The sequence below is a fragment of the Haloterrigena turkmenica DSM 5511 genome (genome assembly GCF_000025325.1).
Taxonomy (GTDB): domain Archaea; phylum Halobacteriota; class Halobacteria; order Halobacteriales; family Natrialbaceae; genus Haloterrigena; species Haloterrigena turkmenica.
On record NC_013744.1, the window covers coordinates 410,350 to 433,486 of the forward strand.

The 23,137-nt window shown below is 61.3% G+C and carries 20 protein-coding genes and 1 pseudogene; 13 read left to right on the forward strand and 8 right to left on the reverse strand.

Going from position 1 to position 23,137, the window contains the following annotated elements; all coding sequences use genetic code 11:
- The first annotated feature begins 2 nt into the window (after positions 1-2).
- From gcvH to gcvPB, 3 genes are read left to right on the forward strand one after another with little or no spacing between them, the layout of a single operon-like run.
- On the forward strand, positions 3-377 hold the full coding sequence (gcvH, locus tag HTUR_RS20305) for a glycine cleavage system protein GcvH (RefSeq protein ID WP_012945210.1): 375 nt from the start codon (positions 3-5) through the stop codon (positions 375-377).
- A 3-nt stretch (positions 378-380) separates the two neighbouring features.
- Positions 381-1,757: an aminomethyl-transferring glycine dehydrogenase subunit GcvPA gene (gene gcvPA, locus HTUR_RS20310; protein WP_012945211.1), complete on the forward strand. Its 1,377-nt coding sequence runs from the start codon at positions 381-383 to the stop codon at positions 1,755-1,757.
- Complete coding sequence (gene gcvPB, locus HTUR_RS20315; RefSeq protein ID WP_012945212.1) at positions 1,757-3,181, forward strand: aminomethyl-transferring glycine dehydrogenase subunit GcvPB; 1,425 nt, start codon at positions 1,757-1,759, stop codon at positions 3,179-3,181. Before gcvPA ends, gcvPB begins: the two co-directional genes overlap by 1 nt.
- 185 nt (positions 3,182-3,366) lie before the next feature.
- Here gcvPB and glyA read toward each other — a convergent pair whose 3' ends face one another.
- A complete protein-coding gene (gene glyA, locus HTUR_RS20320) occupies positions 3,367-4,617 on the reverse strand; it encodes a serine hydroxymethyltransferase (RefSeq protein WP_012945213.1) in 1,251 nt (416 codons plus the stop codon).
- A gap of 124 nt (positions 4,618-4,741) precedes the next feature.
- Here glyA and HTUR_RS20325 point away from each other — a divergent pair, with 124 nt between their 5' ends.
- The 3 genes from HTUR_RS20325 (at position 4,742) to lipA (ending at position 7,926) form a co-directional block, all read left to right on the forward strand.
- Positions 4,742-5,119, forward strand: coding sequence for a RidA family protein (locus tag HTUR_RS20325; protein WP_012945214.1), 378 nt, complete (start codon positions 4,742-4,744; stop codon positions 5,117-5,119).
- A gap of 222 nt (positions 5,120-5,341) precedes the next feature.
- On the forward strand, positions 5,342-6,751 hold the full coding sequence (gene lpdA / locus HTUR_RS20330) for a dihydrolipoyl dehydrogenase (protein ID WP_012945215.1): 1,410 nt from the start codon (positions 5,342-5,344) through the stop codon (positions 6,749-6,751).
- Between the two features lie 200 nt (positions 6,752-6,951).
- Positions 6,952-7,926, forward strand: coding sequence for a lipoyl synthase (gene lipA / locus HTUR_RS20340; protein WP_226377551.1), 975 nt, complete (start codon positions 6,952-6,954; stop codon positions 7,924-7,926).
- Positions 7,927-8,006: 80 nt separating this feature from the next.
- On the opposite strand, the gene HTUR_RS20345 is transcribed toward lipA, so the two are convergent.
- Positions 8,007-8,657: a trimeric intracellular cation channel family protein gene (locus HTUR_RS20345; protein ID WP_012945217.1), complete on the reverse strand. Its 651-nt coding sequence runs from the start codon at positions 8,655-8,657 to the stop codon at positions 8,007-8,009.
- Between the two features lie 268 nt (positions 8,658-8,925).
- On the opposite strand from HTUR_RS20345, the pseudogene HTUR_RS25815 reads away from it, so the two are divergent.
- A pseudogene (locus tag HTUR_RS25815) lies at positions 8,926-9,141 on the forward strand (IS5/IS1182 family transposase); the annotation flags it as partial.
- Positions 9,142-9,231: 90 nt separating this feature from the next.
- Here the strand turns inward: HTUR_RS25815 and fni are convergent.
- Complete coding sequence (gene fni / locus HTUR_RS20350; protein ID WP_012945218.1) at positions 9,232-10,314, reverse strand: type 2 isopentenyl-diphosphate Delta-isomerase; 1,083 nt, start codon at positions 10,312-10,314, stop codon at positions 9,232-9,234.
- Between the two features lie 337 nt (positions 10,315-10,651).
- Here fni and HTUR_RS20355 point away from each other — a divergent pair, with 337 nt between their 5' ends.
- Genes HTUR_RS20355 through HTUR_RS20365 form a run of 3 tightly spaced genes read left to right on the forward strand, consistent with a single transcriptional unit; the run spans position 10,652 to position 13,497 of the window.
- A complete protein-coding gene (locus HTUR_RS20355; RefSeq protein WP_226377522.1) occupies positions 10,652-11,401 on the forward strand; it encodes a DUF5058 family protein in 750 nt (249 codons plus the stop codon).
- 1 nt (position 11,402) lies between these two features.
- Positions 11,403-12,155 carry a hypothetical protein gene (locus HTUR_RS20360; RefSeq protein WP_012945220.1) on the forward strand — a complete coding sequence of 251 codons (753 nt, stop codon included), beginning with the start codon at positions 11,403-11,405 and terminating at the stop codon, positions 12,153-12,155.
- Positions 12,156-12,213: 58 nt separating this feature from the next.
- Positions 12,214-13,497, forward strand: coding sequence for an amidohydrolase (locus HTUR_RS20365; RefSeq protein ID WP_012945221.1), 1,284 nt, complete (start codon positions 12,214-12,216; stop codon positions 13,495-13,497).
- A gap of 26 nt (positions 13,498-13,523) precedes the next feature.
- Here HTUR_RS20365 and trpD read toward each other — a convergent pair whose 3' ends face one another.
- Positions 13,524-14,537, reverse strand: coding sequence for an anthranilate phosphoribosyltransferase (gene trpD / locus HTUR_RS20370; RefSeq protein WP_012945222.1), 1,014 nt, complete (start codon positions 14,535-14,537; stop codon positions 13,524-13,526).
- A 208-nt stretch (positions 14,538-14,745) separates the two neighbouring features.
- The gene (locus tag HTUR_RS25820; protein ID WP_081443508.1) at positions 14,746-14,997 is read right to left on the reverse strand and encodes a HalOD1 output domain-containing protein; all 252 of its coding nucleotides are present in this window, start codon (positions 14,995-14,997) and stop codon (positions 14,746-14,748) included.
- A gap of 321 nt (positions 14,998-15,318) precedes the next feature.
- Here HTUR_RS25820 and HTUR_RS27590 point away from each other — a divergent pair, with 321 nt between their 5' ends.
- Positions 15,319-15,720 (forward strand): hypothetical protein, encoded by a 402-nt coding sequence (locus HTUR_RS27590; protein ID WP_187291495.1) that lies wholly within the window; start codon positions 15,319-15,321, stop codon positions 15,718-15,720.
- 401 nt (positions 15,721-16,121) lie between these two features.
- Positions 16,122-16,457 carry a hypothetical protein gene (locus HTUR_RS25825; RefSeq protein WP_148225427.1) on the forward strand — a complete coding sequence of 112 codons (336 nt, stop codon included), beginning with the start codon at positions 16,122-16,124 and terminating at the stop codon, positions 16,455-16,457.
- 43 nt (positions 16,458-16,500) lie between these two features.
- Here the strand turns inward: HTUR_RS25825 and HTUR_RS20380 are convergent, their stop codons facing one another.
- Positions 16,501-17,343, reverse strand: a complete 843-nt coding sequence (locus tag HTUR_RS20380; RefSeq protein ID WP_012945225.1) for a thioesterase family protein — start codon at positions 17,341-17,343, stop codon at positions 16,501-16,503.
- Between the two features lie 127 nt (positions 17,344-17,470).
- Between HTUR_RS20380 and HTUR_RS20385 the strand changes: the two genes are divergently transcribed.
- Positions 17,471-17,872, forward strand: a complete 402-nt coding sequence (locus tag HTUR_RS20385) for a PaaI family thioesterase (protein WP_012945226.1) — start codon at positions 17,471-17,473, stop codon at positions 17,870-17,872.
- Between the two features lie 394 nt (positions 17,873-18,266).
- On the opposite strand, the gene fdhF is transcribed toward HTUR_RS20385, so the two are convergent.
- Complete coding sequence (gene fdhF / locus HTUR_RS20390) at positions 18,267-21,599, reverse strand: formate dehydrogenase subunit alpha (protein ID WP_012945227.1); 3,333 nt, start codon at positions 21,597-21,599, stop codon at positions 18,267-18,269.
- A complete protein-coding gene (locus HTUR_RS20395; RefSeq protein WP_012945228.1) occupies positions 21,596-23,119 on the reverse strand; it encodes an NADH-ubiquinone oxidoreductase-F iron-sulfur binding region domain-containing protein in 1,524 nt (507 codons plus the stop codon). The genes fdhF and HTUR_RS20395 overlap by 4 nt, the downstream gene beginning before the upstream one ends.
- Positions 23,120-23,137: the final 18 nt, after the last annotated feature.

The window sequence follows — 23,137 nt, forward strand, 5'->3', positions numbered from 1 at the left end:
CAATGTCATTCAACGTTCCGGAAGACCGACGATACACCGAATCGCACGAATGGACCGAACCCCGAGACGACGTTGTTCGAATCGGCATCACTGATTTCGCCCAGGACGAACTCGGCGATATCGTCTTCGTCGAGTTGCCGGAGGTCGGCGACGAGATTGAAGCGGGCGAGTCGTTCGGCATCGTCGAAAGCATCAAGGCGGTATCAGACATCTACGCGACCGTCTCAGGAGAGGTCGCGGCCGTGAACGACGAGATCCGAGACCAGCCGGAACTCGTCAACGACGAGCCCTTCGATGGCGGCTGGTTGATTGAGATCGAAACGAACGACGACCTGGACCACCTTCTCAGTCCCTCCGAATACAGCGAGCAGATCTAGACCATGACGATACCGCCAGATTCGATAGACGTAGATCAGGTGCATCGCGACGATACGAGCGACGGGAGCCCGTTCGCTCCCCATGACGACTCCGAAGTCGAGGAGATGCTCGCCGCCGTCGGCGTCGATACCGCCGAGGAACTGTTCGACATCCCCGAATCAGTACGCTTCGAGGGGAGCTTCGACATCGACGGAGCGTCCGAGCAGCGTGTCAGGCAGCGGTTGCGAGAGACCGTTGAACAGAACGAAGACTACACGGAGTTTCTCGGTCGAGGTCACAACTCCCATTACGTCCCCTCGATCGTGGACCGCATCTCACTGCGCTCCGAGTTCCTCACGTCGTACACGCAGTACCAGCCGGAGATAACGCAGGGGTTCCTGCAGGTGCTCTTCGAGTACCAGTCCGTGATCGCCGAACTCACCGGACTAGACGTCGCGAACTGCTCGATGTACGACGCCGCGACGGCCCTCGGAGAAGCGGCCACGCTCGCCGACCGAAGCCGGCGAGCCGACGGGAACCGCGTTCTCGTACCGGATTATATGCGCGACACGCACCGCGACGTCCTCGAGAACTACGTCGAGGGGACCGAACTCGTCGTCGAGGCGTTCGATACGGAGAACGGTCAGGTCAACCCGGAAACGCTCGAAAATGAACTCTCTGAGGACGTCGTATTGATCTACGTCGAGAATCCGACGATCGAGGGAGTCATCGAGGAGAATCTGACCGAGATCGGGGAACTCTCCGACGCGTACGGTGCCCTGTACTGCATCGGTTCGGATCCGGTCGCGCTCTCGTTGCTCCAATCGCCCGGGTCCGTCGGGGCCGACATGGTCGTCGGTGACGCGAGCGTCCTCGGGCTATCCACGGCCTACGGCATGGGACTGGGAATGTTCGCCTGTGACGAGGAGTTCCTCCGACAGGTCCCGGGCCGGTTAGTCGGCGCGTCTGAGGACAGCGACGGCACCCGCGCGTTCACTCTAACGCTCCAGACACGTGAGCAGCACATACGGCGTGAGCGAGCGACGAGCAACATTTGTACCAATCAGGCATGGGTCGCGCTTCGAACGGCGATTCACGCGGCTTCCCTGGGCCCGTCCGGGCTCGTCTCGCTGGCCGAGAAGTGCCACCGGCTGCCCGAGCGGGTCGCCGCCGAACTCGATGAGATCGACGGCGTCTCGGCCCCCGTCCGCGACTGCCATCACTTCCGCGAGTTCAAAGCACGCGTCGAGCCCGACGCACGGGAGCTCGCTGCGGACCTACGCGAGGAGGGAATAGCGATTCACGCGCTCGGTTCCGACGAGATTCAGGTCTCGATCACTGACGTCAACGAACACCGGACGGACGACTTCGTTCAGGCGATCACGGAGGTGATGAACTGATGCAACGACACGACCAAACTGTCTGGAATGATACGGATGTCGACGGTTACGAACCGCTCCTCTCCGAGAAGGGGCTGAAGGAGGTCGAGATCGACAGCGCGCTACCGGACGACCTCACGAGAGATTCGCTCGAACTACCGGAGCTGTCGGAGCCGGAACTCGCCCGTCATTACACGCGCCTCTCGCAGATGAACTACGGCATCGACAGCGGCCCGTACCCGCTGGGGTCGTGTACGATGAAGTACAACCCCAAGTTCACCGAGGACGTCGCCGCGCTCCCGGCCGTGTCGGTCCACCCGGACCGCGACGCTGAGAGTATTCAGGGGACCCTACAGGTGTTCGCCGAACTGCAGGAGTATCTGGCGGACATCGGCGGCATGGACACGGTGACGCTCCAGCCGCCGGCCGGCGCCGCCGGTGAGTTCACCGGCATCATGGTCGCGAAAGCTTATCACGAGTACAACGACGAGGGCGAGCAGCGCGACGAGGTCGTCGTACCGGCGAGCGCGCACGGTACGAACTTCGCCAGCGCCGCGATGGCCGGCTACGACGTGGTCGAACTCCCGCCCGGATCTGACGGCCGGGTCGACCTCGACGCACTGTCGGCCGCGGTCGGAGACTCGACGGCGGCGTTGATGCTGACGAACCCGAACACGCTCGGATTGTTCGAGCGGGACATCGAGCGGATCGCCGACATCGTCCACGAGGCCGGTGGGCTGTTGTACTACGACGGGGCGAATCTCAACGCGCTATTGGGGCGAGCTCGGCCCGGTGACATGGGATTCGACGTCATGCACTTCAACCTTCACAAGACGTTCGCGACGCCCCACGGCGGCGGCGGGCCGGGCGCCGGTCCGATCGGCGTGACCGAGGACCTCGAGGCGTTCCTGCCGACGCCACAAGTGCGTGAACGTGACGGCCAGTACGACCTGGTCGAACCCGAACACACGATCGGCAAGGTGCACGGGGCGATGGGGAACTGGCTCGTCTTGCTCAAGGCACACGCGTATATCAGCCGACTCGGTGACAGTGGTCTCCGTGACACGAGTGAGAAAGCCGTGTTGAACGCGAACTACCTCGCTTCGCAGATCGATCTGGAAATCCCGTTCGGGCCGTTCCACCACGAGTTCGTCGCCAGCGCCGGCGAACGCGACGCCGCTGACGTCGCGAAACGGATGCTCGACTACGGCGTCCACCCACCGACGACCAAGTGGCCCGAGATCGTCCAGGAAGCGCTCATGACCGAGCCGACTGAGGCGGAGAGCAAGACGTCGCTCGACCAGCTCGCGGCCGCCTTCAATGCCGTGACCGAAGAAGGCGAGCAGACGCTCGCCGAAGCCCCGGAGAACACGTCCGCCCGACGTATCGACCAGACCAGCGCCGCCAGAAACCCACAGCTCTCCTGGCACAGTCTGGACAGCTAACTGCTCCGCGGCCCACTAATTCGGGCGACGAACGGCTCTCCAGCGCGGTATTGCACTGAACGACTGAGAACTCCGGGGGCAACCCGGCTCGAGAGTCCGTTCCTCATACGGGCCGCTGTAAGTCGGTTTCGGAGCGACCGCGGGACGGCTCGCGGTTGCTCCGGTAACCAGTTATAACAGATCGATTAGTCGTAGATGGGGAACTCGTCGGTCAGTTCGTCGACTCTGGCTTCGACCCGCTGGGCGACGTCACCGTCGTCCGGTTCGTCGAGGACGTCGACGATGAGGTTCGCCACCTCTTCCATCGCCGACTCGGTGAAGCCGCGCGTGGTCAGGGCCGGCGTCCCGACGCGGATCCCGCTGGTCACGAACGGGGAGCGACTCTCGCCGGGGACCGTGTTCTTGTTGACGGTGATCCCGACCGCTTCGAGCGCGTTTTCGGCCTCCTCGCCGGTCAGGTCCGGATGTGAATCGCGGAGGTCGATGAGGACGAGGTGTTTGTCGGTTCCGCCGCTGACCAGCGAGAGCCCGCGCTCGCTGAACGCGTCGGCGAGCGTTTTGGCGTTCGCGGCTATTTGCTCGGCGTACTCTCTGAACTCCGGTTGGAGGGCTTCTCCGAACCCTGCCGCTTTGCCGGCGATGTTGTGCATCAACGGGCCGCCCTGGCTGCCGGGGAAGATGGCGCTGTCGATGTCATCGGCGTACTCTTCTCCCGTGATAATCATCCCCCCGCGACCCGCCCGGATCGTCTTGTGCGTACTGCCCGTAACGAAGTCCGCGACGCCGACCGGGTTCGCGTGAACGTCGGCCGCGATGAGCCCCGTGACGTGCGCGATGTCCGCGAGGTGATAGGCGTCCACGTCCGCCGCGATGGAACTGATCCGTTCGTACTCGAACTCACGCGGGTAGGCCGAGGACCCGCTGACGATCACGTCCGGTTCGAAGTCCAGCGCCTTCTGCTCCAGTTCGTCGTAATCGACGTATCCCGTCTCGGGGTCGACGCCGTACTGCTCGACCTCGTAGAGCTGGCCGGAGAAGTTCACGTGATGGCCGTGCGAAAGGTGCCCCCCGTGGTTGAGGTTCAACGAGAGGATCTTGTCGCCGGGATCGAGCATGGCGAAGTAGACGCCCATGTTCGCCTGCGTCCCGCTGTGGGGCTGGACGTTCACGTGGTCGCCGCCGAACAGTTCCTTCGCCCGTTCGATCGCGAGATTCTCGGCCTCGTCGACGTGTTCGCACCCGCCGTAGTAGCGTGCACCCGGATATCCCTCCGCGTACTTGTTAGTGAGGACGCTCCCCTGGGCCTCGAGGACGGCCTTCGAGACGTGATTCTCCGATGCGATCATCTCCAGGTTGTCTTCCTGACGCCGTTCCTCGGCGCTAATCGCCTCGTAAAGTCGCTCGTCGGTGTCTGCGAGCTGACTGCTGTCAGACATGACTGTGGAATCTACAGGAATTATAATAACTCTTTTGCCGACCGGATGTCCGCCTGCGTCCGCGACGACGACCCGCGGAATCCATAAACGCTTTTACCAGACGAGTGCGTGACAATCGGCCACGATGCGAATCATCGAGACAGACGCCGCTCCGGCAGCCGTCGGCGCGTACAGTCAGGCGACGACGAACGACGACCTCCTCTTCACGGCCGGGCAAATCCCGGCGACGCCTGACGGCGAGTTGAAAAACGAGACCTCGATCGAGGAACAGACAGAACTGGTCCTGGACAACCTGCGGGCCATTCTCGAGGAAGAGGGGCTCGGTCTGGAGGACGTCCTCAAAACGACGGTCTTCCTCGCGGACATCGATGACTTCGACGCCATGAACGAGGTGTACGGCTCGTACTTCGACGAGAGTCCGCCTGCACGCAGCGCAATCGAGGTCGGGAACCTGCCCAAAAACGTCAGCGTCGAGATCGAGGCGGTCGCGGCGCGGTCGTGATACGCCGATTTCACCTCTCGAATCCGGTCAGGAGACTCCGTTCGATGCGGCAGTAGTTTTCCCGCCTCCGTCGTCGGGAGAATGATACCGTACAGAGAAAGATATATGTCACTCTCCGACAGTCGCATGGAACGTGAGCCGACAAAAGCTACCGCTTAGCCACGGAAGAGAGCGAAATGTGAGACGAATCGCGGCCGACCGCGCCGAACCAGGTGTCAGCGAATGACCGATCGTCGCACTGACGTGCTCGTCGTCGGCGCCGGGCCGGCCGGCTATACGACCGCGATACGGCTGGGACAGCTCGGCATCGACGCGACGCTCGTCGAAGCCGACGCCCACGGCGGAACCTGCCTAAACAGGGGTTGCATCCCGTCGAAGGCCATCATCTCGGCCGCATCGGTCGCACACGAGGCCCGCACGAGCGAGGAGATCGGCATCACGGCGGAGGTCGACGTGGACTTCGAGCAGTTCACTCGCTGGAAGGACCGCGTCGTACGCCGTATGGGGAAGGCCGTCGAGAAACTCTGTAAGGCGAACAACGTCGATCTCGTCGAAGGCCGTGCGGTGTTCGAGGACCGCCACGTCGCGCGCGTTCTCGACGGCGACGGTACTGAGCTCGAACGGGTCGAATTCGACTACGCCGTCCTCGCGACGGGGAGTCGTCCCGTCGAACTTCCCGGATTCGAGTACGATCACCCGTCAGTCCTCGACGCTGCCGATGCGCTCTCGCTGTCGAGCCTGCCGAACAGCCTGGTCGTCATCGGTGCCGGCTATATCGGCATGGAACTGTCGACGGCGTTCGCGAAGCTCGGCGTAGACGTGACCGTCGTCGAGGCGCTGGAGTCGATGCTCCCCGGCTTCCCACCGGCGCTCGTCGAACCGGTCGAGTCGCGTGCCGGGGAACTCGGTATCGACTGCCACTACAAGCAACTGGCTCAGGACTGGCGGGAAACCGATGCGGGCCTCGTCCTCGAGACAGAGTCGGCTGACGGCCAGGACCAGTTCGAGCACGAGGCCGAGGCCGTCCTCGTCGCAGTCGGACGCGAACCGGTCACCGACACGATGAATCTCGACGCGATCGGCCTCGAACCGAACAACGACGGGTTCCTCGAGACGGACGACCAGTGTCGGACCGACGTTCCGCACGTGTTCGCCGTCGGAGACGTCGCGGGCGAGCCGATGCTGGCACACAAGGGTAGTGCCGAGGGCGAGGTCGCGGCCGAGGTCATCGCCGGTCGAACGGCGTCGTTTGCCGACCGCGCAGTGCCGTCCGTGGCGTTCACGGCGCCGGAGCTCGCGACCGTCGGTCAGACCGTCCAGGAGGCCGAAGATGCCGGGCACAATCCGATCCAGGGCGAGTTCCCCCTCCGAGCCAGCGGCCGTGCTCTCACGACGGGCCACACTGACGGCTTCGCGCGCATCGTTGCGTCCGAGGACGGGCGCGTCCTCGGCGGCCAGGTCGTCGGACCGGAAGCGTCCGAACTGATAGCCGAGATTGCGCTCGCGGTCGAACAGGAACTGCCCGTCGAAGCGCTCGCCGAAACGATCCACGCGCATCCGACCATGGCCGAGTCGGTTCACGAGGCGTCGGCGAACGCACTCGGCCGTGCGATTCACACGCTGAACAGGTGAGTCTCGCCACGGATCGGGGAGTTCGCCGCGAGCAACAGCGACGGCTCCCGACGATCGAACGGCCCGGACAGGCACCGGTGTTCCGTCCCGGCCTCGAGGGACTTCTCGTCGAGTGACCGCTCACCGTCGGCCTCCCCGGTCTCCGAACCGCGAATTGCAATCGATCGCTGTCGCAGGGCTGTCGCCCCGCGAGCGACGACATCCACAGGTATTTTTCCGAGGACGCACATTCGACTACTATGAGTCGTACTGGCAAGCCCGAGTGGCTAAAGATGCGGCCGCCGTCGGGCGAGCGGTTCACCGACATCAAAGAGACGCTCCGGGAGCGAGACCTCAACACGGTCTGTGAGGAAGCCAATTGTCCGAACCTCGGCGACTGCTGGTCGGGGCGCAACGGCCCCGGCACGGCGACGTTCATGCTGATGGGTGAGCGCTGTTCGCGGGGGTGTAACTTCTGTGACGTCGAGACCGGCGGCATGGAGCCCCTCGACCCGAAGGAACCCCAGCAGGTCGCCGCGGCCGTCGCAGACATCGGCCTGGACTACGTCGTCTTGACCAGCGTCGACCGGGACGACTTGCCCGATCAGGGCGCGGGCCATTTCGCCGAAACCATCCGCGAAATCAAAGACCGGGACCCGGGCATCCTCGTCGAGGTGCTCATTCCCGATTTCCAGGGCGAGGAACGCCTCGTCCGGAAGATTATCGACGCGGATCCGGACGTTATCGCGCACAACGTCGAGACCGTCCAGCGGTTACAACGGCCAGTCCGGGACCGGCGAGCGAGCTACGAGCAATCGCTGTCGGTGCTCCGGCAGGTCCACCGCGAATCCGACATCTACACGAAATCCTCGCTCATGCTCGGGGTCGGCGAATACGCCCACGAAGTCTACCGGACGCTCGCGGACTTGCGGGCAGCGGGCGTCGACGTGGTGACGCTGGGCCAGTACCTCCGGCCCTCCCTGTCGCACTTGGAAGTCGACGAGTACGTCCACCCCGACGCCTTCGACACGTGGCAACGCGTCGCCGAGGAGGAATTGGGCTTTCTGTACTGCGCGTCGGGCCCGATGGTCCGCTCCTCGTATCGAGCGGGGGAGCTGTTCGTCGATGCCCTCCTTCAGGACGGCAAATCCGTCGCCCAGGCCCGCCGCGAAGCGCGGGCGAAAGCGGACCAGTGATTCGCGGCGTTCGCGACGAGATCGGTCGAAGACCCGGTACAGAAACCGAGTAATCGTCTTCTGATTCGGGCCGTCTCGAGTTAGTTCGAGCTGTTACCAAACCACTCTTCGAACATCGCACCGAACGATTGGGCGGTCGGAAGATGTAATCCGGATCGAACAGCATACAACCGAGTACCGACCGTGACGCTCGCGCACAACGCAGCAGCAACGCTCTCGGCTCCGAAACCGACAGCGACTACCCAATAGGTACACCCGCCCAGTACCGCACAACTCGCGTAGAAATCGGTCACCAGAATGAACGGCGATCGATCCAACAGGATATCAGCGAACGCACCGCCACCGACCGCGTTGATCGTGGCGATGGCGACGACTCCGAAGCTCGAAACGCCAGCGTCTACCGCCACGATCGCGCCCGTGGTCGTAAACGCTGCCAGACCGACTGCATCTGAAATCACCGTTATCGGATGATCGTCCGGAGAGGACAGAACGCGATGTAATCCGATAGCGAGGCTAACGCCGATCACTCCGAGACTGATCTCCCCCATCGAACTCAGCGCGAGCGGAATCCGATTGACGAGAACGTCTCGAGTCGCACCGCCGGCGAAGGCCGTGGCGAGGCCGACGACAGTGATCCCGAATAGATCGAATTCCTCGCGGATCGCCTTCGCGGATCCGACCAAGGCGAACGCGACTAACCCGATCGAGTTCATAATCGCGAACGGGTCCATCAGTAGGTGACGTAGGAACTCTTCTGCCACTAATTACGACCTATTCGGGAGCCCTATTGAGCGCTACGGTTTCGCCGTTTCGTCGGTTTATAGTTTTGATTGGCTCCGTTGAAACACTCAGAGGGTTACAGGTTCGCCCCGTGATTTGACGAGATGAACGCCCCGGAAGTCACAAATTCTCCGTTTCACTGAGAAAGCGATCCGTCTGGCACGTCGAGTCGTCTCTCAGTGCTCCACGCAATTCTCCGCTTGCCCGTCAACACGGGGTCGTCCACTCATCAAGTATCGGGAGTTCACATCACTTCACAAGGCGTGGAACGAACGCTTAGACGCTGATCTCTATGGCCAACGGAGCCGATCCGAGACCGTCAACGCGACGCTAAAGCGAAAGTACGGTGCGTTCGTCCGATCAAGACGCTGGTGGAAACAGTTCCGTGAACTCACCATCGCCTGTCTCGTTCATACTATCGACCGATCACTCTGAGCAGTCAATACAGCGGACGTACTTCGCACGTGGTGAATAACGCCGACGATAATTGTCCTGCCGAGGAGCTGAAGGCGTGGAATCTGGCTGCTACTCTCCGCTGGTCCGTTGGGCGATGTATTCGCGCGTTTCTCCCTGCAACACGTACTCCGTATGCTGAAGGTCTGGGATTGACTTCGAACCGGTGACAAACATTGCTGTCCGTAGCTCGGCGATCAGATCCTCAACTCGCTCAATGACAGCGTCCGAGCCGTTAGTGGCCGGATTCAGGAACGGTTTTGCCAACCCACCGGCGAGTGCACCTAACGCGATCGCTTTTGCTACGTCCAATCCCGTCCGTACACCGCCGCTCGCAATTACGCAGTCGTGTTCGGCGACACACTCGGTCGTGCTCGCAGCGGTCGGGATTCCCCACTCCCGGAACAGCGCACCGATTCGTTTCTGCCGCGGTGCGTTCGCCGCAGCCGCGCGGTAGGCCTCGATCCCGGACCACGTCGTACCGCCTTTTCCAGCGACATCGATCGCGTCAACGCCTACCTCGGATAGCTTTCGGGCAGTCTCTCCTGAAATTCCGTTACCCGTTTCTTTAACGATGATCGGCACAGAGAGATCCTCAACTACTCGTTTGATGGCCGCCAGACAGTCCCGGCCGTCGACGTCGCCTTCGGGTTGGACGGCTTCTTGGAGGAAGTTCAGGTGGACTGCGAGCGCGTCCGCCTCGATCATCTCCACTGCGCGCTCAACCGTTTCGAGATCGTACTCTCGAAGTTGTGCTGCACCAAGATTTCCATAGATGAACGCGTCGGGTGCGGCGTCACGGACGACGGTATACGATTCGAGGACGCCGTTATCGTCGAGCTCGAGGCCCGCTCGCTGGCTTCCGAGCCCCATCGCGATGCCCGTCTCGCCGGCAGCGCGAGCCAGTGCACGATTGATTTCTGTAGTGTTTTGATGCCCCCCGGTCATGCTTTCGATGAAGATCGGAGCGGATAACTCGTGGTCCAGAAATTCGACGGACGTATCGATAGCGTCGTAATGGAGTTCCGGAAGCGCTTCGTGGACGAGCTGGACGTCTTCGAAGCCCGTTCCCGTGGTTTCGACGTCCCGTTCCTGAACGATCCGAATGTGGTCGTCTTTTCGATCTTCGGTCTCCGACGAGGGCCGTTCTGTCATTACTATACCTTGCGAAAGGGGTTGCAAAACAGTACTGTTTTATTGATTCGATTCTGCCCTATCGTTCCACTAAACGAAGAGTAGTCTATGGCCGGCTACGCGCCCTAGCTCTTGTACGACACTCCGAATAGCATCTGAAACAGGGAGGGGGCAACGGTCAGTCCGCACTCGTCAGCGACCGGCTATATCATACGATTTTGTGTCTGGAGAATGAAATCTCAACAGAGCCTTTTGATTATACCGCTGCAAGGTCATGGCATTGTCGGTATATTTCGTGAAAAGAGATCCGTGTCTCACTACCACCATTTTTATATATGGATGGGTGATAGCAACTATCATGGAGTGGTGTGAACCTCCGATAGCCGTACTGGCATATATGGATATCGCCAATAGTCGATGGTTGTGGCTTTCGACTCTACCGGTCGTCTCGGTAGTGTTGTTTCAGGCGGCGATCTTTCTCCGTCGAGCGTGGGCCGATGGAAAGGAAATGGGATTGTCAGACGAACAACTAAAGACCGGGTTCAAGACCGGGGTGATATCGGCGATCGGTCCCGCCGTAGCGGTCTTGGTCGGAATGTTGGCGCTGATAGCCACCGTCGGCGGACCCGTCGCATGGATGCGTCTCACGGTGATCGGATCGGTCGCGTTCGAACTCCCGGCGGCTGAGCTGGGCGTGAGCCAGTTTGGATACAGTCTCGGTGACGGAGATATCTCTGAGACGGCGTATGCGACGGCAGTCTGGTCGATGACTCTGGGTGGCACTGGCTGGTTGCTGGTCTCCGCCCTCGGAACGCCGCATATGGAAAAGGCCAGACAGAAGCTTGGCAACGGGAAAGAAAAACTCATTCCGATCATTAGTTCCGCCGCGATGCTCGGGGCCTTCGCCTATTTCCTGACCGGTGAAGTCGCGGCGGGAACGCCCGAAACGGGATCGGTCGCCGTAGGGGGATTGGTGATGCTGGTGCTGTTACGGATAGCCGATAAGAGAGATATACAATGGTTACGAGAATGGGCGCTGGGTACCGCGATGATCGTCGGTCTCCTGGTCGGAGTGGTACTGCAAGTGACGGTCGGGAGTTGGTGGTAAGATGTCTGAAAGTGAGATCGATACCAACGTTGCAGACGGCTCAGACAGTAGCAAAGACGTGTACGAGAACGATTTCGTCCCGTATATCAATAAATGGGGGCGGAGGACGAACCTCCTCGCCGTAGCACTCTCGTTCGGTCCCGCAGTGGCCCTACTAACGGTGTTTGGTATTCTCCCGCCGACACAGGCGGTCATCGGTGCGTTCATCTCGGTCGCGGCGACGTACGGTATCTTTTGGCTGGTCGAACCGCTCTCGTATTACCCCGTATTGGGGATCCCGGGTACGTATATGGCGTTCCTGTCCGGGAACATCTCTAACCTGCGATTGCCCTGCGCTGCCGCTGCCCAGGAGAGCGCGGACGTACAAACCGGGACGCCACAGGGAAGCATCATCTCGACGATCGCGATCGCCGCATCGATCGCCGTTAATACGACGCTGCTGGGTGTCGGGGCGTTCGCCCTCGTTTCCGCGTTCCAAGCGCTCCCTGCCCTGTGGCAGAACGCGCTCGACTCGTACCTCGTCCCGGCGGTGTTCGGCGCGATCTTCGCACAGTTCGGACGTGACTATCCGAAAGTGGCAGGTGTCGGGTTCACGCTGGCACTGGCGATGACGACGCTGTTAGAACTCGGATTCCTCAACTTCCTTCCCGGATATCCACTCTATGTGGTGATAATCGTCTCCGTCTTCGGAACGATCCTGATCGCGCGATGGATGTGGGAGAACGGGATGATCCACCCACCGGACGATTCGTGAGCGGTAGTAACAATCAAGGAGCTTCGAAGAAACGAGATATACGCTGAATCACAACCCTATGCCAACGGAAACGATATCCCCATCGGAAGCGGACCTGAAGGAGTGGAGACTGGAGTTTCACCGGTATCCGGAACCCGGCTGGTGTGAGTTCCGAACGACCGTACGGATCGTCGAGGAACTCGAACAGTTGAACGTCGACGAGATCCACATCGGGGCGGACGCTCTCGATCCCGACGAGCGATTGGGAGTTCCTGAGGAGGACGTACTTTCGGAGTGGTACGAGAAAGCGACGTCTGAAACGAACCGTACGGACGTGTTAGAGCAGATTCAAGGCGGTCATACGGGGGTCGTCGCGGTCGTCGAGAACGGTGAGGGTCCGACCGTCGGATTACGTGTCGACATCGACGCGCTTCCCATCACCGAATCGGCTGACGACGATCATCGGCCAGCGTCCGACGGCTTTCGATCGACTAATGAAGGGTTTATGCACGCATGTGGCCACGATTCCCACATTACATTCGGGTTAGGAACGATTCAGTCGGTTATTCAGAGGGATTTCAGTGGGACATTTAAAGTCTTCTTCCAACCAGCAGAGGAACTCCTCGGCGGTGGAAAAGCGATGGCTTCGGGTCCCCACATTGACGACGTCGACTATCTGTTCGGAGCCCACGTCGGCCTCGATTATCCGACAGGGACGGTCGTTGCCGGACTCGATGAAGCGCTCGCCCTCGCCCGAATGGACGTCACGTTCGAGGGCGAATCTGCCCACGCAGGGTTGGCTCCGAACGAAGGACGGAACGCGGTCCAAGCGCTCATCGCCGCTGCTCATAACATCTACGCGACCCCTCGCCACAGGGAGGGGAAAACGCGCGTGAACATCGGGGAAATCAGCGCGGACAACGCCGCGAATATCATCGCTGACCGAGCAACCGCGTCGATCGAGGTTCGTGGCGAGTCGACCGAACTGATGGAGTATATGCGCGACGCCGTGCAGCGACACGTAAACACGGCGGCGGAGATGCACGAGTGTGACGCCGAAATCTCTCTCACCGGGGAATCGATACGACAGGACTGCGATGGAGAACTCGTGGACCTGGTGAGTGAGACGGTAACTGATCGGTCGGAGTCGCTCTCACTGATTCGACGCGACGCCTTGGCCGCGAGCGAGGACGCCATGTACTTGATGAAGGCCGTGACGGAGAACGGTGGCAAGGCGACGTACATCGGCATCGGCGGGAGCAATCCCAGTGGCCACCATACCCCGAAGTTCGATATCGATGAGGAGAGCCTCTCGATCGGTGTGGAGGTGCTTTCGAAGTCCGTTCTGAAACGCCTCTCTTAGCGATCCATAGCCAACTATTATCCGAGTCAGTTCTGTCCTTCACTGCACAGATTCTCGAGTTTAGCGGCAGCTTCGCCCGAATCAATCGCTTCGCGAGCGCAATCGACGCCCGCCCGTACTGTCTCTGTGAGACCGGCGACATATACTGTCGCACCCGCATTTGCGAGAACGATGTCACGCATCGGGCCCGTTATCGACCCTGTGACGATCCCGCGAAGAGCTGCTGCGTTCTCCGCCGGCGTCCCTCCCGAAACCGCCTCGATACCACTATGGTCCAGTCCGAGCGTTTCCGGAGTGATTACGTACTCTTCGATCGACTCGCCGGTGACTTCGGCGACGCTCGTTTCCCCATGGATCGTGATCTCGTCGATTCCCTGACCGTGGACGACGAGTGCACGGTCAACCTCGAGGCGGGCTAACACCCTGGCCAGAACCGGCACCAGATCCTGATCGTAGACGCCGACTACTTGTGCGTCGGCTCCGGCAGGATTGGTGAGCGGTCCGAGAACGTTGAAGATCGTCCGGACTCCGAGTTCCTTCCGCGGACCGATAACGGTCTCCATTGCCGGATTGAATACTGGTGCGAGCATGAATCCGATTCCGTTTCGTTCGATCGCGGCTTCGACGGCGTGCGGTTCCGAATTGGTGTCGACGCCGACGACATCCAGAACGTCGGCGCTTCCTGACGACGAGGAGACCGAGTAGTTGCCGTGCTTGGCGACTGCCGTACCCGCCCCCGCCGCAACGATCGCGCTGGTTGTCGAGACATTGATCGTGTTGTAACTGTCCCCGCCGGTGCCACAGATGTCAACTAGCGGCGACCGATCGGGATCAATCGTTCGCATCGTGTTGCGCATCCCCTGAGCGAACCCAGCGATCTCGGCTTCTGTCTCACCTTTCGTGCGGAGCGCAGCGAGTACCGCACCGATCTGTGCCTCTGTAGCCTCTCTGAAGAGTAGCTGAGCAACCTCGCGCGCTCCATCGATAGTGAGGTCGTCTCCGGCGGTTATTCGATCCAAATAGACTCCAATATCATCCATCTATAGTCACGCTAAGACATCATATACTACAAGTGTTCTGTTTGTTGACCGTCTCGCAGTCGCGGAGAATCATGATGATGATGATGATGTGTGACAGGGTACCGTTTGTCTGTGTGAGTTATCCACTCTGAACGTCTGAAGCAAACATTCGCACACTTTCGTGCCAAGCAATCTGCCGACTATTTCACTCCACTATCAATGCGGAATGTTATCGTTCATCAACCGTTACGTCTCCAGTGTCTTCGACGGTCACCTCATATCCGCAGTGGACGAACGTAATCCTCCCTCGTGCTCGTGACTGACTTCCCACATTATTGAATAACTCATTGAGGGCCTCTGGATCGATCGTATCGTAGAGGGGTTCGACTTCCAGAGGACTCCGATCAGTGGCAGCAGCAATGGCTTCGACGACTGCGACAGATACCGGCTGGTTCGTTGATTCATCGGGTTGAGTCTCCATTTCCGATTAGGCAGTAGAGATCCAGATGGGAATATTCCTGGCTTCACCCTCTTGGTGGGTTTATAAGCCACTCCTCTCGAGCGGGAGTATTACAAGGGGTTCCCGTTGGCTGCAACGGAGGGGGGTCGAGAGGGCAGACGTCGAAATATCCGCTGTCGAGCAGATCGAACCACAGGTCCTACTCGTGGAAAATCTGACTCACCTCTCCTCGTATTGAACGTCAATCCAGACCTCGTTTTCGGGTTTCGGGTCGGGAAGTAGGAGAATCTCATCGACTAAACTCGTACGAACGCATTCCTCCCACGCTTCCATCGCAGTGGTGTGGTACTCCTCGACGACCTCCGTGTCGACGTTTTCCCCGTGATCGCTGCGCGCGATCGATCGCGATTCCCGTCGCGTCGGGATCGAAACCCGGGTCCGATACCGATCATAATCGTCGCGGACGCTGACGAAGGTCTCAGGACGGAGGTGGACCGCTGTGGAATCGACGTCCGACGGCGAGTCCCTGTCATCGAGAACGTGGGGTACCGCCTTCACGTCGCTTTCGAACGGTGGCGAGATACGGAGGACGTGGCGACGGTGTTCTGTCTCGTCGTCACGGTTTTGCTCGAATGCCTCAACAACGTTCGTGGGGTCAACGACGACGGTTTCGATACGGTCCGCTACAGTTCGAGGCTCGGGGCAAGTCATTCCGTAGGTGATCCATATTCTCCCGATTCATAAACCGTTACTGGTCGTTGAGACGGTGCTTGCATCTGCACGACAATAGCACAGACGCCCACGGAAAGAGCGTACCGTCATTCTTTCAAGCTCGCTTAGTTTTCCCAGTCCGGTAATCGGTTTATCGCGTCGCCCAAATCATATCAATCGTACATACTGAGATGGTGTCCAAAGAGCACACTACGTTGCTATCCGGTACTCTGTTTCGACGACTCGATCGTGTGTTCTACTGATCGTTCATTACTGCAGTGGTGATCGATCAGTAGTGGAAGGAATGTCCGGTGCTCTTTTCTATGAGAAAGGATCACCCGTAGACGATGACGCGTTATTTTGAGGACCTAGAGAGCGGCGACCGAGAATACTGTGGCCATCACGCTATCCGAGAGCGAGACATCGAGGGATGGGTGGCCAAAGCCGAATCGGAATGTCAACAGGATACGAACGAGAACGGTGAGCTGATCACCCCGAAACAGTACATCCGAGCCATCTGTGGGCGTATCCTAGTAAGTAAGCCACAGGAGATTGCTTTGAAAGGAGTAAACGAAATCGAGGAACTCGAGCATCACGAACAGCTTCGTTCGGGAGACGTACTGACCGTTGCTGTCAGAGTAGTGAATATCGATCCGGGTCAAGACGGTTCCCATTTCCCCGCAGTCGATATGAAGGTTACTGGGCGGAACCAAAGCGATGACGAGGTTATAACGTATTTCGCGAAAGCGATAGTCGAACGAGAAGGGTAACGGTATATGACTAACAGTCAGCCGAGTGGATGAAGTGGAACTGCTACGATTTAAACGGAGCTATCATCTCGTCGTCGAATGGAACAGGTGCTCCAGTTCGATCGAAGCAACCGTATTCTGTGAGTCCTCTAATATTCGTTTTCCCGCTGCTGGTAAACTTATGAGCGATCCGAATCGTCTCCTGATCAACGCGTATCACGTCACATTCGACGTGAAGTTCGGTTTCAAATTGAACGGGTGACTGAAATTCCCATTCCCAATCGCGGAGCCGATACGGCTGTTTCTCACCGGCGAGTTCGCCGATACTCGTTCCCTGCTCGGTGAGGAACTCCTCGAGGGCGATCCCCGCGAACCGGGGATACTCCTCGAAGTAGGATAGTTCCGCGCCCTCGATGTAGGGGCTCCGAATCGGGACCGACTTCAGATAAGAGGGCAGGTCCGTTCCCCCGTCCGTTTCCGTCGTCGGACCGACTTCGGGGTCTCGATCGACACACGCGTCTGCGAACGCCGACCGAACCTGCTCGGGCAACGGACGTGCACCGCCGCTTGACGATATCGTTACGTGAGTCATTCGCGCCGTCGCAAGGCGCTCGCCGTCGGCATCGAGGATCTCGTAGAGGAGTTCGACGCTCGATCTCCCGACGTCGATGGGCACCGTCTCGACGGTGATCTCGTCACCGAGTGCGGGATACCGGTGGACGGTGGTGTCGACCACGACCGGCGCGTAGGGAATGCCGTCGTCCGCAAGGATGTCCTCGAACGGATAGCCGAAGGCGGCGGCGATCTCCTGTGTCGAAATCAGCTGCCAGTCGAAGAGGACGGATCCGTGAACGAGCGGTCCAGCGAGCTCTCCAAATCGCACCTGCGTATCGCTAATCGTTTGCACACCGCGTTCGTATTTGGTCGAGAACTACTATATTACAGGAAACGGCAAACGATACGACGCGAACATGATGAGATCGGCGCCAGGAACGAGTAAAACGACTTTTATGTAGCGATCGTGATTCGCCACTATGACCGTCGACGACGGACTGATCCGAGACGAATTGTTCGACGATCCGTTCTGCAACTCTCTCGACATTACGTTCGACAAGGTCGAAGACGGGGCGGCCACGGCGCGAATGCCAGTCACGGAGTCGCATCTGAATTTCGCCGGCGTCCTTCACGGTGGCGCTGTCTTCACGCTCGCGGATGCGGCGGCCGGAGCAGCGCTTTCCTCCCGTGTCGGTACGGACGCCAATATCGCGCTTGAGGCGAATGTGTCCTTCCTCGAGGCGGTGGACGTCGGTGAGACGGTGATCGCGACCGCGGAGATCCCTCACGAAAGCCGGAAGACAGCGGAACTGACGGTGACGGTAGAGACGGAAGCCGGGTCGCGCGTCGCCTCCTATCGATGTCGCGGGTATAAATTCTAAGGCCCACGACGGTCACGCATCCTCCTGTTCGGAGCCTGAACCGACTCTTCGACGCAAAACCCCATGCAGGCGAGAGACCACCGATAGATCGATCGGAATCGCTGACGGACGGGACGACCGCTTGGGCTGCGATCATCCGAGCGAGGATGACTCGCAGAACGATAGCTCGTTCCAGTATCTCGTTGCGATTTCGCGACTACTGCGTTCGCTACGGCCATGGTCGTTCCCGTTCACACGGGGTACAGTCGCCTCGGTTAGAACGACCGTGACATCAACAGACCGGAGTCAGTCACGCGTGTTCAGCCGTTTCGTTCAGCGACCTGCCTGGGCCGGAGGACGTATTCCGAAGCACGTTACCTCCTGCCGAATCTTCGCCGGACTGATAGCAGACGGATCAGTCGTCGCTGATAGCGGCACCATCGGTAGCCGCTCCGACATCGGGCGTCCGAAGCACGTCGGCGTCGGTCTCCGGACCGAGCGGTTCGACGCGGACGCTCGAGACCTTGTACTCGGGGATCCCTGACTGCGGGTCGAACGTCTCCTGTGTGAGTTTGTTGACTGCACCGGCGGCGAAATGCATCGGGATGAACAACGTTCCCGCGTCGACGCGCTCAGTGACCTGTGCTTTGACGACGATCTCGCCGCGGCGGGACTCGACGCGGACGTACTCCCCGTCGGTGACGTCGAGTCGCGCGGCCAGTTCGGGATGGATCTCGACGAAGCTCTCGCCGACGTGGCTCATGAGCCCCTCGACGCGGCGGGTGAGCTGACCGGTATGCCAGTGATAGAGGACGCGACCGGACGTGAGCGTCAGTGGGTAGTCCTCGTCGGGGATCTCACCGGGCTGGCCGCTGTCCGCCGGGACGAAGCGAGCGCGTCCGTCCTCGAAGTTGAAGTTCCCGTCCTCGTAATCGTACAGGTACGGCGTCCCGGGGTGGTCCTCGTCCGGAACCGGCCACTGCAGTCCGTGCTGGGGTCCCTCCTCGAGGCGGTCGTAGCTGACGCCGCCGTAGATCGGGGCGAGGTCACTGATCTCGTCCATGATCTCCCGCGGATGGTCGTAGTCCCAATCATAGCCCAGACGGTTCGCCAGTTCCTGGGTGATCTCCCAGTCCTGCCGCGCGTCGCCGGGCGGGGCGGCCGTCGGACGGACGCGCTGAATCCGTCGCTCCGTGTTGGTGAACGTCCCGTGTTTCTCCGGCGACGTCGCCGCGGGGAGTATCACGTCCGCGTGTTCGGCCGTCTCAGTCATGAAAATGTCCTGGACGACGAGGAAATCCAGCGCCTCGAGGGCTTCCCCGGCGTGCTGCACGTCGGGTTCGGATAGCGCGGGGTTCTCGCCGACGATGTACATCCCACGGAGGTTGCCCTCGTGAGCCTCGCTGAACATCTCGGGGACTTTGAGACCGGGTTCGGCCGGCGGGTGCTCGCCCCAGGCGTCTGCGAACTTCTCCCGCACCTCGCCGTCGGACGGGTCTTGATACCCCGGCAGACTCCCGGGGAGCGTCCCCATGTCCCCGCCGCCGCCCTGCACGTTGTTCTGGCCGCGGAACGGCGAGAGGCCGGCCCCCGGCTTTCCGAGCTGGCCGAGCGTTAGCGCGAGGTTCGCGAGCGCCAAGATGTTCTGCGTACCGTGGCTCGACTGGGTCATTCCCATCGCCCAGCCGAAGACGACGGTGTCGGCCGCGGCGAGGGTCTCCGCAGCCGACTCGAGTTCCGCAGCCGGGACGCCCGCGACCTCCTCGACCCGTTCGGGCGTGTATGGCCGGACCTTCTCGCGGAGGTCCTCGAAGCCGGTCGTGTTCCGCTCGATGAACGCCTCGTCGTGGAGGTCGTTCTCGATCACGTAGCGGATCAGCCCGTTGATCCAGGCCACGTCATAGCCCGGCTCGGTCCGGGTGTACTGGTCGGCGTGTTCGGCGATGCCGACCTGCCGCGGATCGAACACGACCAGATCGGCGCCGTCGCGAACGTTTTGCTTGATGCGCGTCGCCAGTACCGGATGGCTCTCGGTCGTGTTCGAACCGGTGATGAGGTAGGCGTCGGCCTCGCCGACGTCCTCGTTGATCCGGTTGGTCATCGCGCCGTAGCCGAGCGTCTGCTGGAGCGCCGCGACCGTCGAGGAGTGACAGAGGCGCGCGCAGTTGTCGACGTTCTTCGTCCCCAGGACCTGTCGGGCGAACTTCTGGACGAGGTAGGCCTCTTCGTTGGTCCCCTTCGACGACGCGAGACAACTAACGGCGTCGACGCCGTGCTCGTTCTGGATCTCTCGGAGACGTTCCGCGACGTACTCGAGCGCGTCGTCCCACGAGACCGACTCGAACTCGCCGGAGTCGGTCCGGACGAGCGGCTCGGTGAGTCGCCGGTCGCTGTTCGCGAACTCGTGGCCGAACTTTCCTTTCACGCAGGTCGAGAAGTTATTGGCGGGCGCTGCGGACGGATCGTCGACCGGTACGGTACCGATCGTGTCGCCGTCTTTGCTCCACATTTCGAAGCGACAGCCGACCGCACAGAAGCCACACGTCGTCTCTTCGACATCGAGGTTTTCGAGGCGAACGTCGCTGACGAAATCGGCGATGTCGAAGAGCCGTCCTTCCGGGAGCGTCTTCGTGGCGATGTTTTCCGCCGTATGTTCGCCGGCCAGTACCGCTCTATGACCGTACTCGCTGGCGAGTTCGGCGACGCGGTCCTTGGCGCGCTCCATGAAGCGAGCGACTCGCGCCTCCGCCGCGTCGTCGCCGCCGACCGCGTTAGTGGGGCTGGCAGCGCTGCCGGGGTCGGGCGACCGATTCGGTGCAGTCGTGTCGTCTATGGTTTCCGCCTCGTCGGTCTCGACGACCGTCCCGATGGAGTTGCGATGGGTGAAGCCGGGAAGCGGCAGCGTTCCGGGGCCGCCGATTCCCTTCTCGGTGAGCGCGCCGGTCGGACAGACCGTCGCGCAGTGGCCACAGGAGACGCACTCGGAGTCGGCCATCGTCTCCGCGTCCGACTGGAACCCGATCCGAGTGTCCTCGCCGTGGCCCTCGATTCGGAGCACGCCCTCGACCTGCACGTCGTTACAGCCCTCCACGCAGCGATTACAGAGGATGCACTTGTTGCGGTCGATCTGGATGAACGAGGAGGTGTCGTCGATCGGTTCGTACTCGCTCCGCTCGTCGAACACGCCGTAGCGCGGGTGGTCGACCCCCTCGCTGATCGCGGCGTCCTGTAACTCACAGCGCCCGTTCCCGTTGCAGGTCGTACAGCGGAGGTTGTGGTTCGAGAGGACGAGATCGAGGTTCACGCTTCGACTCTCCGCGGCGTCGGGCGTGTCGGTCCTGACCGACAGCCCGTCCTCCGCGGGGAACGAACAGGACGGAACGAGACCGTGTTCCTCCGTCTCGACCATACAGGTCCGACACTCGCTTCGAGGGCCAATCTCCTCGCTCGCCGAACCGTCCCGGTCGTAGTGACACAGCGCGGGCACGTCGGCGTCGCTCTCGAGGCCGTTGGCGCCCGGATCGACGGAGACCGTCTCGTCGTCAGCGGCCTGCATCGCGTCGATGACGGTCGATCCGGGCGGAACGGTCACCGACTGCCCGTTGATCGAGAGCGTCGTCGGTTCATCGCTGGCCGTACCGGCGGGGGGATCGTTCGCAGTGCCCGTCTCGAACGTCGCTGTCACTGGCGTCTCGTCCCGTCGATCGTCGATTGTCGGTATTCGTGGAAGTGGATCGTACGTACTCATAAGTGATCAGTACACGTTCCGCTCGGACAGCGCCCGTTGGCGTGGGCGCGAAACTCGGATTCGAATTCGTCCATGGCCGTGGTTACGGGCCGCGGCGCGTGGGCGCCGATCTGGCAGTTGCTCGAGCGAGCCATGACGCGTCCCAGTTCGCGAATTCCGTCGCTTCTGAACGCGCCCGCGTAGACGTCGCGAAGCAGTTCCGTGAGCTGTTTCGTCCCCTCCCGTCCGGGGACGCACCGGCCGCTGTTGGCCTCCGAAGCGAACTGCGCGCGCTCGCCGGCGGTCGCGACCGCACAGCGCCTGTCGCTCAGCAGTTCGACGACGCCGTCGGTTCCGAGATCCGCCGCGGTGAGCGACCGTGCAGTGGGGGCGACGCCCAGATCGGTCGTGAACCCGCCGAAGACACCACCGACGCAGGCCATCTTGAGCGATCCCTCCATCGAAACGGCATCGAGGGTCGTCTCGAGCGTCGCGCTCGAGTCCAGTTCGACGATCGCCGGCGTCTCGACGTCGCCGGTCACGGTCACGAGCCGCGTTCCCGGATCCGGGGCGTCGGCGTCGATCGACTCCGGGGCGTGAACGGCCTGCCGGACCTGTGCGAACGTCCGCGGCGTGTGCACGATCGTCGGACGGCCGTAAAGGCCGTACTCGGCCGGCGTCGGCGGTTGCAGGCGGGGTTCGATCCGGTCCGCGCCCTCCATGGCCTCGAGCGCGGCCGTCGGCGCGCCGGCGCGGTACTCGTCAGGGCCGACGACGACGTCCGGCACGACCGGCAGTTCGTCTTCGATGGCGTTTGCGGCCTGTCGAACGTGTCGCTGGAGGGTAGTCTCGTGTTCGTTCAGATAGACGACCGCGTCCTCGGCGCCGACGTACTCTGCGACCGCCGCGACGCCGTCCAGGACTGCGATCGGCGCCCCGGCGAGCAGCGTCCGGTCGGCCTGCTGTCGGTCGTCGGGCTCGTTCGCGTTGACGACGATGAGTGGATCGCCGTCGGTCTCGCGGGCCCGTTCCCAAGCGTCAATGGCCGGTTCGTCGGCGATGGCGTCGCCCCGCCCACGGGCGAGAATCCCCATATCCACGGCCACACTGGCGTCGCGTTCGGTCGAACACAGTGTGTAGTCGGCCGGATCGAGCGGATTGACCCAGCCGCACGGACCGAGGACGAGCCGTCGGCCCGCAGCGAGCGGGCCAGTTTCCGGAACCGGAAGCGACGTCGCGTCCGGATCGTGGTCGACGATGGCGTCGGCGCGGGACATCGGGAGTCCATTTGATTCAAATTCCGTGACGAGATCTCGAGTCGTCGACGGGGACGGCGAGCGAAAGAACGCGGTCCGCCCGTCGTCGGTCGCGAGGACCAGCGGTTCCAGTTCGTCGACGCCGGTGGGTCCGGTTCGGACGACCGACACGGAAGCCGCGGCGTCGCGAGCGGCGGCGTAAACGCGGTCACCTCGATCCGCTGCGACCGCTGCCGAGACGCGAACGACCGGCGATCGACGAACGGCTCCTATCTCATTCGTCATCGATACTCACGGTTTGCG

Excerpts from the sequence above, each read along its gene's own strand:
- gcvH (WP_012945210.1), top strand. The coding sequence starts at position 3 with ATGTCATTCAACGTTCCGGAAGACCGACGATACACCGAATCGCACGAA.
- gcvPA (WP_012945211.1), top strand. The coding sequence starts at position 381 with ATGACGATACCGCCAGATTCGATAGACGTAGATCAGGTGCATCGCGAC.
- gcvPB (WP_012945212.1), top strand. The coding sequence starts at position 1,757 with ATGCAACGACACGACCAAACTGTCTGGAATGATACGGATGTCGACGGT.
- glyA (WP_012945213.1), bottom strand. The coding sequence starts at position 4,617 with ATGTCTGACAGCAGTCAGCTCGCAGACACCGACGAGCGACTTTACGAG.
- HTUR_RS20325 (WP_012945214.1), top strand. The coding sequence starts at position 4,742 with ATGCGAATCATCGAGACAGACGCCGCTCCGGCAGCCGTCGGCGCGTAC.
- lpdA (WP_012945215.1), top strand. The coding sequence starts at position 5,342 with ATGACCGATCGTCGCACTGACGTGCTCGTCGTCGGCGCCGGGCCGGCC.
- HTUR_RS20345 (WP_012945217.1), bottom strand. The coding sequence starts at position 8,657 with ATGGACCCGTTCGCGATTATGAACTCGATCGGGTTAGTCGCGTTCGCC.
- fni (WP_012945218.1), bottom strand. The coding sequence starts at position 10,314 with ATGACAGAACGGCCCTCGTCGGAGACCGAAGATCGAAAAGACGACCAC.
- HTUR_RS20355 (WP_226377522.1), top strand. The coding sequence starts at position 10,652 with ATGGAGTGGTGTGAACCTCCGATAGCCGTACTGGCATATATGGATATC.
- HTUR_RS20360 (WP_012945220.1), top strand. The coding sequence starts at position 11,403 with ATGTCTGAAAGTGAGATCGATACCAACGTTGCAGACGGCTCAGACAGT.
- HTUR_RS20365 (WP_012945221.1), top strand. The coding sequence starts at position 12,214 with ATGCCAACGGAAACGATATCCCCATCGGAAGCGGACCTGAAGGAGTGG.
- trpD (WP_012945222.1), bottom strand. The coding sequence starts at position 14,537 with ATGGATGATATTGGAGTCTATTTGGATCGAATAACCGCCGGAGACGAC.
- HTUR_RS25820 (WP_081443508.1), bottom strand. The coding sequence starts at position 14,997 with ATGGAGACTCAACCCGATGAATCAACGAACCAGCCGGTATCTGTCGCA.
- HTUR_RS20385 (WP_012945226.1), top strand. The coding sequence starts at position 17,471 with ATGACCGTCGACGACGGACTGATCCGAGACGAATTGTTCGACGATCCG.
- fdhF (WP_012945227.1), bottom strand. The coding sequence starts at position 21,599 with ATGAGTACGTACGATCCACTTCCACGAATACCGACAATCGACGATCGA.
- HTUR_RS20395 (WP_012945228.1), bottom strand. The coding sequence starts at position 23,119 with ATGACGAATGAGATAGGAGCCGTTCGTCGATCGCCGGTCGTTCGCGTC.